The 13,531-nt window shown below is 74.4% G+C and carries 12 protein-coding genes; 5 read left to right on the top strand and 7 right to left on the bottom strand.

From position 1 onward, the window contains the following. Nucleotides 1-32 precede the first annotated feature (32 nt). From ID554_RS23870 to ID554_RS23840, 7 genes are all read right to left on the bottom strand, one after another. Nucleotides 33-1,259, bottom strand: coding sequence for an alkaline phosphatase family protein (locus ID554_RS23870; RefSeq protein ID WP_117227038.1), 1,227 nt, complete (start codon nucleotides 1,257-1,259; stop codon nucleotides 33-35). Beyond that, complete coding sequence (locus ID554_RS23865; RefSeq protein WP_191088619.1) at nucleotides 1,256-2,002, bottom strand: methyltransferase domain-containing protein; 747 nt, start codon at nucleotides 2,000-2,002, stop codon at nucleotides 1,256-1,258. The genes ID554_RS23870 and ID554_RS23865 overlap by 4 nt, the downstream gene beginning before the upstream one ends. 35 nt (nucleotides 2,003-2,037) lie before the next feature. Next, nucleotides 2,038-2,931 (bottom strand): IS982 family transposase, encoded by an 894-nt coding sequence (locus ID554_RS23860; RefSeq protein WP_191088568.1) that lies wholly within the window; start codon nucleotides 2,929-2,931, stop codon nucleotides 2,038-2,040. 121 nt (nucleotides 2,932-3,052) lie between these two features. Then, entirely contained in the window at nucleotides 3,053-6,427 is a 3,375-nt protein-coding gene (locus ID554_RS23855) for an error-prone DNA polymerase (RefSeq protein ID WP_117228472.1), read from the bottom strand. A gap of 7 nt (nucleotides 6,428-6,434) precedes the next feature. Beyond that, nucleotides 6,435-8,210: a Y-family DNA polymerase gene (locus ID554_RS23850; RefSeq protein ID WP_117228471.1), complete on the bottom strand. Its 1,776-nt coding sequence runs from the start codon at nucleotides 8,208-8,210 to the stop codon at nucleotides 6,435-6,437. A gap of 57 nt (nucleotides 8,211-8,267) precedes the next feature. Then, the gene (locus ID554_RS23845) at nucleotides 8,268-9,011 is read right to left on the bottom strand and encodes a hypothetical protein (RefSeq protein WP_223884221.1); all 744 of its coding nucleotides are present in this window, start codon (nucleotides 9,009-9,011) and stop codon (nucleotides 8,268-8,270) included. Nucleotides 9,012-9,065: 54 nt separating this feature from the next. Then, nucleotides 9,066-9,515: an SAV_6107 family HEPN domain-containing protein gene (locus ID554_RS23840; protein ID WP_117228470.1), complete on the bottom strand. Its 450-nt coding sequence runs from the start codon at nucleotides 9,513-9,515 to the stop codon at nucleotides 9,066-9,068. Between the two features lie 496 nt (nucleotides 9,516-10,011). Between ID554_RS23840 and ID554_RS23835 the strand changes: the two genes are divergently transcribed. The 5 genes from ID554_RS23835 to ID554_RS23815 are packed head-to-tail and all read left to right on the top strand — an operon-like array spanning nucleotide 10,012 to nucleotide 13,520. Continuing rightward, on the top strand, nucleotides 10,012-10,272 hold the full coding sequence (locus tag ID554_RS23835) for a YbaK/EbsC family protein (RefSeq protein WP_117228451.1): 261 nt from the start codon (nucleotides 10,012-10,014) through the stop codon (nucleotides 10,270-10,272). After that, entirely contained in the window at nucleotides 10,269-11,012 is a 744-nt protein-coding gene (locus ID554_RS23830; protein WP_117228450.1) for a monooxygenase, read from the top strand. Before ID554_RS23835 ends, ID554_RS23830 begins: the two co-directional genes overlap by 4 nt. After that, complete coding sequence (locus ID554_RS23825) at nucleotides 11,009-11,581, top strand: GNAT family N-acetyltransferase (RefSeq protein ID WP_117228449.1); 573 nt, start codon at nucleotides 11,009-11,011, stop codon at nucleotides 11,579-11,581. The genes ID554_RS23830 and ID554_RS23825 overlap by 4 nt, the downstream gene beginning before the upstream one ends. 38 nt (nucleotides 11,582-11,619) lie before the next feature. Then, complete coding sequence (locus ID554_RS23820; protein ID WP_117228469.1) at nucleotides 11,620-12,384, top strand: carotenoid biosynthesis protein; 765 nt, start codon at nucleotides 11,620-11,622, stop codon at nucleotides 12,382-12,384. Next, the gene (locus tag ID554_RS23815; protein WP_117228448.1) at nucleotides 12,381-13,520 is read left to right on the top strand and encodes a glycosyltransferase; all 1,140 of its coding nucleotides are present in this window, start codon (nucleotides 12,381-12,383) and stop codon (nucleotides 13,518-13,520) included. Before ID554_RS23820 ends, ID554_RS23815 begins: the two co-directional genes overlap by 4 nt. The last annotated feature ends 11 nt before the right edge of the window (nucleotides 13,521-13,531 follow it).

The raw sequence follows: 13,531 nt of genomic DNA, 5'->3' as shown, positions 1-13,531 counted from the left end.
AGGTTAACCCCGAGGTGGGACAGGACGGCCGGTCAGCCCCGCAGCACCAGCAGCGGAATCGTCATCTCGGCCGCGGTGTCCGCGCCGTGGAAGGCCACCAGCCGGGACACCACCGGGCTCTCCGACCGGCTGGCCAGCACGGCGTACGTGTCGTTGCAGACCACCACCACGTCGCCGACCCGCTCCAGGTGTGCCTCGGGCACCGGCCCGAACCAGCCGGCGGCCACCGCCTCGTCCCGCAGCAGCACCCGGGCGGCGTCGCCGAGCACGGCCGACCAGGCGGCCACCACGTCGGCGGTGGCACCCGGCGCGGTGTGCAGGTAGCGCACCCGGGGCTCACCCGCGACCACCCGCACCCCGTCGGTCAGCCGGGGGTCGGTGTCCAGGTCGAACCGGTGCCCGGCGGGCACGTCGAGCTGGCCGTGGTCGGCGGTGACCAGCAACGCCCCGTCCGACGGCAGCCCGTCCACCAATCGGGCCAGCAGACCGTCCACCTCGGCCACCGAGGCCCGCCAGGGCACCGAGTCGACACCGCTGAGGTGCCCGTCGCGGTCCACGTCCGGGTGGTAGCCGGAGACCAGGGTGGGGCCGCTGCCGGCGGTCAGCGCAGCCAGCATCGTGGTGGCCACCGCGTCGACCCCGGCCGCGCCCCGGTAGTCCCCGCCCCGGTTCGCGGCCAGGGTCAGGCCGCTGCCGCCGAACTCCGGCCGACTGACCACGGTCACCGCCACCCCGGCGGCCCAGGCCCGCTCCAACTGGGTGGCGACCGGCTGCCAGCGCAGCGGCGCCGGGTCGCCGGACCACTCGATGTGGTTGAGCACCCGCTCGGTGCCGGGGACGCGCAGCGTGAAGCCGAGCACCCCGTGTGCGCCGGGTGCCGCCCCGGTGCCCAGGGTGACCAGGCTGACCGGAGTGGTGGAGGGAAAACCGCAGGTCAGTGGTCGACCGGCTGCTGCGGTCAGCCCGGCCAGGGTCGGCGCGTACGGCGCGGCGGTCGGGATCTGGTACCAGCCGAGCCCGTCGACCAGCAGCACCGCGATCCGGCGTACGCCGGACAGGTCGGCACCGAGGTCGAGCAGGTCGGCGGCACCGGGCACACCGAGCACCGCGAGCGCGCTCGGCAGCACGTCGGCGATGCTCCCCCCGCCGTACTCCGGCGCGACAGGTGCAAGGAAGGGCACCTTGTTAACGCCTGGCGCATAGGAAGGGCCCCCTCCTGACACCGGGGGGCGCACGGCCGACTCCTCCGGGCCGGTCATGCCGGACGGCGGGCGAACAGGTGCAGCTGCGCCGCCAGGTCCCGCCACGGCGGCCGGGCGGCCAGCGCCCGTTCCAGCTCGAGCAGGGCACCCGGCTGGCCGTCCGCCACGGCTGCGGGCAGCAGGTCGGCGAGCACGCGTACGCCGTGGATCTCCTCGACGGCGAGGCCGGCGGCGGCCAGCAGCGTGGTGGCACCGTCGGCGTCGAAGCGTCGACGAAGCGTGTCGCGGGGGCCGGCGCTGCCGTCGGGGTCGGCGGCGAGCGCCGCCGCCACGTCCAGGTGGCCGTTCATCGCCCGACCCAGCACCGCGGCCGCCCGCCCGGCGACCAGCACGCTGGCCGCGCCGCCCGGCCGCAGCGCCCCGGCCAGCGCGGCCACCACCGGCGCCGGGTCGTCGACGACCTCCAGGACGGCGTGGCAGAGCACCAGGTCGACGCTGGCCGGCTCGACCAGTCCGGCGAGCGCGTCACCGTCGCCCTGCACCGCGCGTACCCGCTGCGCCACCCCGGCCTCGGCGGCCCGGCGGCTGAGCGCGGCCAGCGCGTCGGGGCTGGCGTCCACCACGGTGACCCGGTGCCCGGCGCGGGCCAGCGGCACGGCGAAGCCACCGGTGCCGCCGCCGACGTCGAGCACGGTCAGCTCGGTGGCGGGCCGGCGGTCCAACTCGGCGCGGAGCACCGACCAGACCACGGCGGTACGGGGAGTGAGCGGCGGCCCGGCCAGATTCGGGGTCTGTTCCACCCGGTCGAGCCTAGACGAGTTGTTCCGAATTGCGGTCAGTGGTCGTAGGCGATCAGTGACCGGGTGACGGGTGCGCCGGTCTTGTTGTTGTGCCAGATCGCCGCGGTCATGGCGAGGAGGCGTTGGGCGACCCGGACGGCCACACCGTCGAAGGTTCGTCCGCCGTGTTGTTCCAGGTCAAGCTGGCCTTTGAGGGTGTCGTTGACCGACTCGATCAACTGGCGGACCTTCTTGAGCATCGGCTCGCCGTAGCGGGCCTTCTCCTTCTTGCGGGACGGGCGCAGCAGTTCGATGCCCTGCTCGGCCAACTGCCGCTCGAATGGCTTGGAGGCGAATCCCTTGTCGCTGATCAGCAGGATCCTGTCGTGCTCTGCCACCACGCCGGCCTCGACGTCCAGCATCGCGGCGAGGACCTCTCGCTCGCCGATCTTCGGGTTCGCGAGGGCCCACAGGATCGGCATCCCGGTCGGGGTGCAGACCAGGTAGAGCCGGAGTCCCCAGAAGAAGCGGGAATGGGAGGCGCAGTAGCCGTATCCGGCCCAGCCGGCGAGGTCTGAGCGCTGGGCGGTGGGGCGGGACATGCCGCACGGGATGGGGGTGGAGTCGACGATCCAGTGGTGGTCGAACCAGAAGTCACTGTCGCGGGCCAGGTCCCGGATGACCTTTTTGATCAGCGGCAGGGCAGCGCGGAGCCGTTTGTTGTAGCCCGGCCGCTGCGGCAGGTAGGGAAACCAGGGGCGCAGGTGGATACGGGCGTAGCGGATCCAGTGCGCCTCAGAGCGGGCACCGAGCAGGACCTGCGCCACCGCGAGGCATACCAGTTCGGAGTCGGTCAGTAGCGGCGGCCGTCCCCGCCACCGGGGGGTGCGGATGCTGTCGTCGATCTTCACGTACAGTGCGGTCAAGAGGGTATCCAGGTCTTGCGTCACACCATGATCTTGGATGCCCTCTCTTCATGCCCAGACATCGACCCCTGACTTCGGAACTACTCGTCTAGGGCCTGCCCCGCCGATCACGTACGGCGAGGCACGCCGTCCGGGCGCGCGCCGGTCAGCGGAAGTCACGGGACACCGGGCTGACCGGCGGCTCGATCGCGTCCAGCCGGTCGGCGACCAGGTTGACCACTCCCTCGTGCCGCTGCAACAGCCCGCGCACCACCAGCGCGGCGCTGGTCCGGGCCACCCGCCGGTGCCGCTGCCACAGCCCCGGCGAGCAGGTGACGTTGAGCATGCCGGTCTCGTCCTCCAGGTTGAGGAAGGTGACCCCGCCTGCGGTCGCCGGGCGCTGCCGGTGGGTGACGATCCCGCCGACCCGGATCCGCCGACCCGGCTCCACCCGCCCCAGCCGGTCGATCGGTACCGCGCCCAGGGCGTCCAGCCGGGGACGGATGAACCGGGCCGGGTGGTGCTCCGGGGACAGCCCGGTGGCCCACACGTCGGCGACCAGCCGGTCCACCTCCTCCATGCCGGGCAGGGTGGGCGCGGTCGCGCCGGTCACCGTGCCGGGCAGGCGACCCGGCCGGTCCTGCGCCGCCGCGCCGGCCGCCCAGAGCGCCTGCCGCCGGCTCAGCCCGAAACAGGCTAAGGCGTCCGCCGTGGCCAGCGCCTCCAGTTGGGCCACGGTCAGACCCACCCGCCGGGCCAGATCCGGCATGTCGCGGTACGGCCCGTGCGCCGCCCGTTCCGCCTCGATCCGCTCGGCCACCGGATCGCCGAGGGTACGCACACTGGACAGCCCCAGCCGTACGGCCGGCCCGCCCAGCCCCCAGGCGTGCGGGGGCTCCCCCGGCTGGCTGCCCCACCGGGTCTGCGGGGTGGACTCCAGCACCGGCTTCGCGCCGCTGGCGTTGACGTCCGGGCGGCGTACCTCCACACCGTGCCGGCGGGCGTCGTCGACCAGGGTCTGCGGCGAGTAGAAGCCCATCGGCTGGGCGCTGAGCAACGCGGCCAGGAACGGGCCCGGGTGGTAGCGCTTGAGCCAGGAACTGGCGTAGACCAGGTAGGCGAAGCTCATCGCGTGGCTCTCCGGGAAGCCGTAGCTGGCGAACGCGGTGAGCTTGCGATAGACGTCCTCGGCCAGTTCACCGGTGATGCCACGCTCCGCCATGCCGCCGTAGAGCCGGTCGGCGATCTTCGCCATCCGCTCCACCGACCGTTTGGCACCCATCGCGCGACGCAACTCGTCGGCCCCAGCCGCGTCGAACCCGGCCAGGTCGATGGCGAGCTGCATCAGCTGCTCCTGGAACAGCGGCACGCCGAGCGTCTTCTCCAACGCGTTACGCATCAGCGGATGCGGGAAGGTCACCTCCTCCTGACCGCTCTTGCGCCGGATGTACGGATGGACCGAGCCGCCCTGGATCGGGCCGGGCCGGATCAGCGCCACCTCGACCACCAGGTCGTAGAACGTCCGGGGACGCAGCCGGGGCAGGGTGGCCATCTGGGCGCGGCTCTCCACCTGGAACACCCCGACCGAGTCGGCCCGGCAGAGCATGTCGTAGACCTCGGGATCCTCCAGCGACATGTCGCCGAGGTCCAGGCTCATCCCGATCATGTCGTACCCGTAGTGCAGCGCGGAGAGCATGCCCAGGCCGAGCAGGTCGAACTTGACCAGGCCGACGGCGGCGCAGTCGTCCTTGTCCCACTGGAGCACGCTGCGGCCGGGCATCCGGCCCCACTCCACCGGACAGACCTCGATCACCGGCCGGTCGCAGATCACCATGCCGCCGGAGTGGATGCCCAGGTGCCGGGGGAAGCCCGTCCACCTCCCCGAGCCACCAGTCAGTTCGTTGGCGTACGCGATCACCTGCTCGGGGATCTCCGGCACGTCCACCGTGGCCACGTCGCCCCACCGGTCGATCTGCTTGCTCCACGCGTCCTGCTGCCCCGGCGAGAAACCGAACGCCTTGGCCACGTCCCGCACCGCCGACCGGGGCCGGTAGGAGATCACGTTGGCCACCTGGGCGGTGTGCTCCCGCCCGTACCGGGAGTAGACGTGCTGGATGACCTCCTCCCGGCGGTCGGACTCGATGTCCACGTCGATGTCGGGCGGACCGTCGCGTTCCGGGGCCAGGAAGCGCTCGAACAGCAGCCGGTGCCGGACCGCGTCCACGTTGGTGATCCGCAACGCGTAGCAGACCGCCGAGTTCGCCGCCGAACCCCGGCCCTGGCAGTAGATGTCCGCCCGCCGGCAGAAGTCGACGATGTCGTAGACCACCAGGAAGTAGCCGGGGAAGCCCAACTCCTCGATCATGTTCAGCTCGTGGTCGAGCTGCGCGTACGCCTGCGGGTGCGCCTCGCGCGGGCCGTAGCGTTCCCGCGCGCCGGCCTCGGTGAGGTGACGCAGCCAGCTCATCTCGGTGTGCTCCGGCGGCACCGGGTACGCCGGCAGCCGGGGCGCGACGAGCTGGAGATCGAAGGCGAGTTCCGCGCCGAACTCGGCGGCCCGGGCCACCGCCCCCGGGTACGCGGCGAACCGCGCCGCCATCTCGGCGCCACTGCGCAGGTGGGCGGTGCCCGCAGCGGGCAGCCAACCGTCGATCTCGTCCAGGCTGCGCCGGGCCCGCACCGCGGCGAGGGTGGTGGCCAGCCGACGCCGGCCGGGGGTGGCGTAGTGCACGTTGTTCGTGGCGACCGTGGGCAGTCCGGCGTCGGCGGCCAACTCGGCCAGCGCGTCGTTGCGGTCGCCGTCGACCGGGTGACCGTGGTCGGTGAGCTCCACCGCCACCGTCTCCGCGCCGAACAGTTCGGTGAGCCGGTCCAGCTCCCGGGCCGCCGCGTCGACCCCCTCGGTGAGCAGGGCGGCCGGCACGTGCCCCTTGCGGCAGCCGGTCAGCACCAGCACGTGGTCGCGCAGGGCGTCGGCCACCTCCTCCAGTTCGCCGTAGACCGGGCGGCCCTTCTCACCGCCACGTAGTTGGGCCCGGGCGATGGTCGTGGCCAGCCGGGCGTACCCCTCGTGGCCGTGCGCCAGCACCAGCAGGTGGTTGCCGTGCGGGTCGGGTACGCCCTGTTGCGGGCCGGGCAGGCCGAGGGACAGCTCCGCCCCGAAGATCGTCGGCAGGTCCAGCGCGCGGGCCGCCTCGGCGAAACGCACCACGCCGTAGAAACCGTCGTGGTCGGTGACGGCGAGCGCGGTCAACCCCAGCCGGACCGCCTCCTCGGCCAGTTCCTCCGGATGGCTGGCCCCGTCGAGGAAGCTGAAGTTGGTGTGCGCGTGCAGTTCGGCGTACGGCACCACACCGTCGGGGCGGGCCAGCTCGGGCGGACGGTACTGCTCCCGGCTCCGGCTCCAGGCCGGCGAGTCGCCGCCGTCGGCGTCGACCGCGAGGGGATCCACCACCCGCAGGTGTCGTTCGCCCTCCCCGGTACGCCCGGAGAGCACCCGCTCCAGCTCCGACCAGGGCAGCCGAGAATTGTGGAAACTCACCTTCACCTCAGTCATAGACCGCCTCCAGGAGCCACCGGCCGGCTTCGACGGCGAGGAGCAGGGCGCTGCCGTCGGCCAGTCGGACCTGGAAACGCGCCCGCCGGCACGCCTCGGCCGGGGCCCACCACCGCTCGTCGACCGGCCACGGGCCGGCCCACCCGACGATCTCGACCGGTACCCCAGCCCTGCCAGTGATCCCGTCCCACGCACCGCCCCTGCCGGTAGTCCCGGCCGGTGCGCCGTTCCTGGTGACATGGGCGCCGGGCACCGTGATGATCAACTGGGCCGGTGGGGCGCTCACCGTCAATCGCGCGCTCACCACGACCGGTGCACCGGTGGCGTCCAGCACGCTCACGGCGAGCGGGGTGGGCAGCACCACGGCCGGCGAAGGCGGCGGCAGCCGTCCCGGCCAGGACGGTACGGCCGGCCCGGAACGGGCGCGCTGCGTGCCACGGTCGGCACCGACCGGGACAGGTGTCGCGGCCCCGCCGGTTCCGGTCGGCCACGACGTGCCGCCGTGGCGTTCGGCGGGCTCGCCCGGCGACAGCGCGGCGCCGGGACGGGCCGGCAACCGCTCGTCACCCCAGGGCGCCAGCCGTGTCTGGTCGGCCGGCGACCGGCCCCCACCGAGTACGGCGGTGACCACCGCCTCCGGGCCGAGCAGGCCCTGCACCCGACTCAGCGCCCGGTGTGCCCGCTCGCGTTCCGCACCGGTCCCGCCCCACAGCCCCGGTTGCAGGCCCGCCTGGGCCAGCACCCCGTCCGGCACCAGCCGCAGCCGGACGATCCCCGCGGTGGGACGGGGTGGGCGATCGCCGCCCCGCCGGCCACCACCGGAGAGCCAGCCATCCAGTTGCCAGCGGACCCGGTCGGCGATCGCCGCCGCGCTGAGCAGCCCGTCGTGCCGCCAGACCCGGTGCAGTTCCTGGCCGTGCGCGGTCACCGCCTCAATGCCGAGCCGGGTACAGGCCAGCCCGTACTCGGCGAGCCGTTCGTGCAGCCGCTCGGCCAGCGTCCGGGCCGCGAACGCCGCCACGTCGACGCGCTCGATCGGCTCGTCCAGGTCGGCGGTGACCGTCAGGTCCACGGGCGGTCGCCGGACCGCCAGCGGCCGTTCGTCGCCGCCGGTGGCCAACCGGTGGGCCAGCGCCCCGTCGAATCCGAACCGGGCCAGCACGTCACCGGCGGCCAGCGCGGCGAAGTCGCCGAGCGTACGCACTCCGAGCCGGCGCAGCAGGTCGGCCAGGGCGGGCCGCCCGAGTGCCTCGACCGGCTGGACGGCCAGGAACTCCGGCGTCCCACCGGGCGGCACGATCCGCCCCTCCCGAGCGGCCAGCCCGGCGGCGAACACCCCGTCGGCGATGCCGACCTGGCTCTCCACCGCGCAGCTCTGGGCGACGTGCTCGACGATCCGTTCGGCGGCCGCCTCCTCACCGCCGAGGTACCGGACCGGCCCCCGGGCAGCCAGCGCGCAGGCACCGGGGCGGACCACCTCGATCCCGACCGCCACCTCCTCGACCGCAGCCACCACCGGCTCGAACGCCCGGGCGTCCCGACCGGGATCGTGGTCGACGACGGTGAGTCCCGGGCAGCGCCCCTGCGCCTCCCGCCGGCGCAGTCCCCGGCGGACCCCCTCGGCCCGGGCCTGTTCGGAGCAGGCGACCACCCGGTTGGCGTGCAGCACCGCGACCGGCCCGGTGGCGGGCACCCCGTCGACGATCTCGGCGGCGAGCACCGGCCAGTCCGGGCACCAGAGCAGCAACGTCCGAGTCGGCGTGCTCATGCCGGCGCTCCGCGCCGCCATGAGACACCACGAAGCCGATGATTCGCTCGCTCACGCTCACTCATGCCGGCGCTCCGCGCCGTCGGGGGACGTCAGCACACGGAATCGTCCGGGACGTGACCGGCCGGCGGCGGACCGGGGAATGACCCGGGTCAGCTCGTCGCCGGGCAACCACACCGTGATCTCCTTGGCACGGGCGGCGGCACCCCGCCCGTGCGCCGAGATGGTCACCTCCCGGCGACGCAGCCGCCCCCGCCCCGGCCCGAGTCCCTCCCAGGCCCCCCGGACCACCTGGAGTGTCAGGTCCGCGCCGTCCCACCGGCCGTACGGCACGAGCACGCTGCCGCGTTGGCGGGCCCGTGCGGCCAACCGGGCGGCGACCGAGGTGGAGACGGTGGCGGGTACCGCGGTGACCACCACGTCGACCCCGTCGATGAGCGCGGCGACGACAGTGGGCCACTCGGGGCCGGGTTGCGGCACCAGGGCGAGCCGGTCCAGGGCGATCCCGGCCTCGGCCGCCGCACCGACCCCGAAGGTCGGCATCCCGACCACGGCACACCAGGAACCGGCCCGGGATGCCTCGGCGAGCAGGGCGATCAGCAGCGAGATGGTGCCGCTGTGCCGGGACTGTCCGGCACCGACCGCGATGGTGCTGCCCCGTCGCAGCCCACGACCGGGCAGCAGCCCGGTCAGCTCGGGCCGGACGGGGAGGATCCGGTGTCCACCCGCCGGGTCGGGTGCGCTGGCCGGGCGCACCAACCCGGCCAGCGCGGCGGAACCGACCACCATGCGGCCCGCCATCGGACCTACCCCCCGTCGTGTCGCCACCGGATGCCCGCCGGTGGGTGGTGCTGGTCAGGCGACGAGACCGTCGATCGCCGGCTGATGTGCCAGGCCGAGCGCGGCCTCCACCACCGTCACGAACTCCTCGGCGGCGCGGAGCAGGTCGTCGGCCTCCCGGGCGGTGACCACCCGGGGGATGCCGGCCTCGGCGGCGGCGCGCTTGCCGGCGCCGAGGGCGAAGTAGGCGGCCCACTCGTCGAGTTCGGGGGCGACGACGGCGAGCAGAACCCAGACGCTGGTGATCCGGTTGCGTCGGGTGGGTGCGGGGCGGGCGCGGGCGGCGAGCACCGCGGCGGCGGCGCGCAGCGCCGCGAGGTGGGCGGCGGCGTACCGGAGGCCGTCGGGGCCGGTCCGGGCGGCCTCGGCGAGGCTCTGCCGGGCCACCGTGAGCAGTTGGGCGGGAGTGCGGTGCGGCAGCACGTGCGCGGGCACCGTCGGCGCCTGGGCCGGACTGGTCGGCATGGTCTCCTCCACGTGGGCCGAAGCGGGCGGTCGCGCGACGGAGTCGGACCCGTCGGCGCGGTACGCCCGCGGCGGGTGGTGCGGAGGAAGACGCACCGGGTGGGTGGCCGGCCGGGTGCGGAGCTTCCCCACACCACACCCGGCCGGCGTTACCGGCGGGTCCGTCGGCCGCCGCCCGGGGGTCGTGGGCGGCGGCCGACGGCCTGCCTGACGGGTCCGGACTCGCGACTGCCCGGAGCCCAGGTGCGATCCGCGGCACCGCACCTGCCGGGAGCCGGTGCCGCGAAACACCCGCCCCCGAGGGGTTGGAACGAACGTTCAATGTTCGCCAGCAACACCGGCAATCGAACACTCGTTCTAACTACTGCTGACAGTACACCTTCCCCCCGACGAAAACGCAACGTGTGACGCGCCGGGCTGCCGGAGTGACCCGACGCCGGTCGGCAGGGGTGTGGCCGGGTACGCCGGCCGTCGGCGTACCGGGAAGAATGGCGGGATGCAGTCACACCCGAACGTCCAGGCGGTGCAGGACGCGCTCGACGGCCCGTACACCCGTAACGGCTCCGGCAAGCGGGCCCTGGTCCGCCTGCTGCCCGACGCGGTGCACACCGCGGCGGCCGCCGCTGAGGCGCTCGGGGTCGACGTGGGCGCGTACGACGAGATCTGGGCCGCCGGTGGCGTGCCGCAGGCGGTCTTCCCCACCACGTACGCCGAACTGCTGCGGGTCACCCGCGGGACTCCGACCGACGTGGCGTGAGTACCGCAGCGACCGTTCCCGAGCTGGTCACCCTGCACGTGTGGCGGATCCCCCGGGCCGCCGTGGGCCGGGCGCTGGGCCGGATGGCGCTCGACCCGCGCCGGCTGCGCGCGCTGCCCGGCGTACGGTTCGGCAAGCTGCTCGGCACCGGGACCGGCACCGGTTTCGGGCCGGGCGACGCCGACCTCACCCGCTGGGCCGCGCTGACGGTGTGGGACTCCCCCGCCGCAGCCGCCCGGTTCGCCGGCTCGCGGGTGGAGCGGGCCTGGTCCGGCATCGCCCGGTCCGAGGTCCGGCTCGACCTGCGCCCGCTGACCAGCCGGGGCGAGTGGTCCGGCCGGCAGCCGTTCGGCGAGCCCACCGGCGGGCCGGTGCACGGGCCGGTGCTGGCCCTGACCCGGGCCCGGCTGCGTCCGACACGGACGCTCACCTTCTGGCGGGCGGTCCCGCCGGTCGCCGCCGCCCTGCACACCGCACCCGGCCTGCTGGCCCGATTCGGCGTCGGTGAGGCGCCTCTGGGCTGGCAGGGCACGGTGAGCGTGTGGCGTGAACCGGCGGATCTGGTGGCGTTCGCGTACCGTCACCCGGAGCACCGGGCCGCGATCACCCGCACCCCGACCGAGCGGTGGTACGCGGAGGAACTCTTCGCGCGATTCGAGGTACGTGACGTGGTCGGTGACCGGACGGTACTGGGGTGGGTCGGCGACGCGGACGACCCGGCGAAGGGTGAACGGGCATGAGGTTGGTGCGGTGGACACCGGACGATCTCCTCCGGCGGCTGGACGACGTGGTCGCCGTCTACGGCGAGGCGATGGGATACCGCGCCGACCTGCTGGAGGCCCGCCGTGGCTACATCGCCACCCACGTACGCCGGCCCGGTTTCCGCGCCGTGGCCAGCCTGACCAGCGAGGGTCACCTGGCCGGCTTCGGCTACGGCTACGTCGGCGGGCCCGGCCAGTGGTGGCACGACCAGGTCTGGCGGGCGTTGGACCAGGACCGCCGGAAACGCTGGCTGACCGACTGCTTCGAGGTGGTCGAACTGCACGTCCGGCCACCGGCGCAGGGGCACGGCCTGGGCGCCGGTCAACTGCGTGCCCTGCTCACCATGGCCGAGGGCGCCACCACGCTGCTGTCCACCCCGGAGGCCGACGAGAGCACCTCGCGTGCCTGGCGGCTGTACCGCCGGTTCGGCTTCGTCGACGTGCTGCGCGACTTCCGGTTCCCTGGCGACGAGCGCCCGTTCGGCGTACTCGGTCGGGATCTTCCTCTGCCGGCGCCGACGCCGCCGGCCCGTCCGGGACAGCCGTGACCCTGTCCGCCCACCGCGCCCGGGTCTACGCCTGGTCGATGCTCGCCCTGCTGGTGCTGGCCCAGATCGGCTACCCGCTGACCGACGGGACGACCCGGGCCCGGCTGACCGTGGCCACCGTCGTGCTCGGCTACCTGCTCTCGGTCGGCCACGCGCTGCTGTCCCGTGGACCGCGCACGGCTGCGGCACTGATCGCCACGGCGACCGGGGGCGGGCTCGCCATCGAGGCGCTCGGCGTCGCCACCGGCTTCCCGTTCGGCAGCTACGACTACTCGGGGCAGCTCGGCCCGAAGCTGGCCGGCGTACCGCTGATCATCCCGCTGGCCTGGACCTGGATGGCCTGGCCGGCGTGGCTGGTGGCGACCCGGCTCACCGCGCGGATCAGGGTGGCGGCGGGCCGCTGGCGGTGGCCGACCCGGATCGCGCTGGCCACCGTCGGCCTGGCCACCTGGGACCTCTTCCTCGACCCGCAGATGGTGGCCGAGGGGCACTGGGTGTGGCGGGACCCGACCCCGGCGCTGCCCGGCCTGCCCGGCATCCCGATCAGCAACTACCTCGGCTGGCTGCTGTTCGCGGTGCTCATGATGACCGCGCTGCGCCCGCTCGCCGGACCGGCCGTGGACACCACCGACACCACCGACCATCCGCTGTACGCGCTCTACCTGTGGACGTACGGCTCCAGCGTGCTGGCCCACGCGGTCTTCCTCGACCTGCCCGCCTCGGCGCTGTGGGGCGGGGCGGGCATGGCGATCGTCGCGGTGCCGCTGGCGGTCAGCCTGCTGCGGCACCGCGCGCCGGCATGAGCGCGGCGTCGGCCCTGTCGCTCGCCGGGCTCGGCGTGCTCGTCGTGCTGACCGGGCACACCCTGGTCAACGTCGGCCGGTGGCTGCGCCGACCCACGCCGGGGCCGGTCGAGGTCACCGAAGCGGTGACGGTGCTGCTGCCGCTGCGCGACGAGGCCGCCCGGGTGACCCCGTGCCTGCGGTCCCTGCTCGCCCAACGCGGCGTACCCGGGCTGCGGGTGGTGGTGCTCGACGACGGGTCCACCGACGGCACCGCCGACGTGGTCCGCGCGGTGGTCGGCGACGATCCCCGGGTCATCCTGGTCACCGGGAACGCGCCGCCGCCGGGCTGGCTGGGCAAGCCGCACGCCTGCTGGCAACTGGCCGACCGCGCCGACCCGTCGACCACCGCGCTGGTCTTCGTGGACGCCGACGTGGTGCTCGACCGGTACGCGGTGGCGGCGGCGGTGACCGAGCTGCGGGCCGCCGGGGCGACGCTGCTGTCGCCGTACCCGGAGATCGTGGTGCGGACGGCGGCGGACCGGCTGGTGCAGCCGCTGTTGCAGTGGCTGTGGTTGACCTTCCTGCCGTTGCGCGCGATGGAACGCTCGCCCCGGCCGTCCCTGGCCGCGGCGGGCGGTCAGTTCCTGGTCGTGGACCGGGCCGGTTACCTGCGGGCCGGTGGGCACGCGGCGGTCGCCGACCGGGTGCTGGAGGACATCGAGCTGGCCCGGGCGGTGAAGCGGTCCGGCGGCCGGATCGCCCTCGCCGACGGCTCCCGGCTGGCCACCTGCCGGATGTACGACGACTGGCCGCAACTGCGCGACGGCTACACCAAGTCGCTCTGGGCCTCGTTCGGGCATCCGCTCGCCGCCGCCGTGGTGACGATCCTGCTGCTCCTGCTCTACACCGCGCCGCCGCTGGTCGCCGTCGGCGCGGTGCTGGCCGGCGCGCCCGTGGTGGCCGGGCTCGCGCTGTCGGCGTACCTGCTGGGGGTGGCCGGGCGGGTGGTCAGCGCACGCGCCACCGGCGGGCGGGCCTGGCCCGACGCGCTGGGCCACCCCGTGTCGGTCGCGGTCCTCGGCTGGCTGACCGTACGGTCGTACCATCTGCGCAAGCGGCGGCGCCTGTCCTGGCGCGGCCGACCGGTCGGCTAGGCCCGGGTAGG

The sequence above is a fragment of the Micromonospora craniellae genome (assembly GCF_014764405.1).
In the GTDB taxonomy this organism is placed as follows: domain Bacteria; phylum Actinomycetota; class Actinomycetes; order Mycobacteriales; family Micromonosporaceae; genus Micromonospora; species Micromonospora craniellae.
The sequence above is the reverse complement of the archived record's forward strand: the minus strand, read 5'-3'. Positions and strand labels throughout refer to the sequence as shown.

What these genes read in the sequence shown, in the direction of transcription:
- ID554_RS23850 (WP_117228471.1), bottom strand. Translation starts at nt 8,210, where the DNA reads ATGAGCACGCCGACTCGGACGTTGCTGCTCTGGTGCCCGGACTGGCCG.
- ID554_RS23815 (WP_117228448.1), top strand. Translation starts at nt 12,381, where the DNA reads ATGAGCGCGGCGTCGGCCCTGTCGCTCGCCGGGCTCGGCGTGCTCGTC.
- ID554_RS23870 (WP_117227038.1), bottom strand. Translation starts at nt 1,259, where the DNA reads ATGACCGGCCCGGAGGAGTCGGCCGTGCGCCCCCCGGTGTCAGGAGGG.
- ID554_RS23840 (WP_117228470.1), bottom strand. Translation starts at nt 9,515, where the DNA reads ATGCCGACCAGTCCGGCCCAGGCGCCGACGGTGCCCGCGCACGTGCTG.
- ID554_RS23845 (WP_223884221.1), bottom strand. Translation starts at nt 9,011, where the DNA reads ATGGCGGGCCGCATGGTGGTCGGTTCCGCCGCGCTGGCCGGGTTGGTG.
- ID554_RS23825 (WP_117228449.1), top strand. Translation starts at nt 11,009, where the DNA reads ATGAGGTTGGTGCGGTGGACACCGGACGATCTCCTCCGGCGGCTGGAC.
- ID554_RS23835 (WP_117228451.1), top strand. Translation starts at nt 10,012, where the DNA reads ATGCAGTCACACCCGAACGTCCAGGCGGTGCAGGACGCGCTCGACGGC.
- ID554_RS23820 (WP_117228469.1), top strand. Translation starts at nt 11,620, where the DNA reads ATGCTCGCCCTGCTGGTGCTGGCCCAGATCGGCTACCCGCTGACCGAC.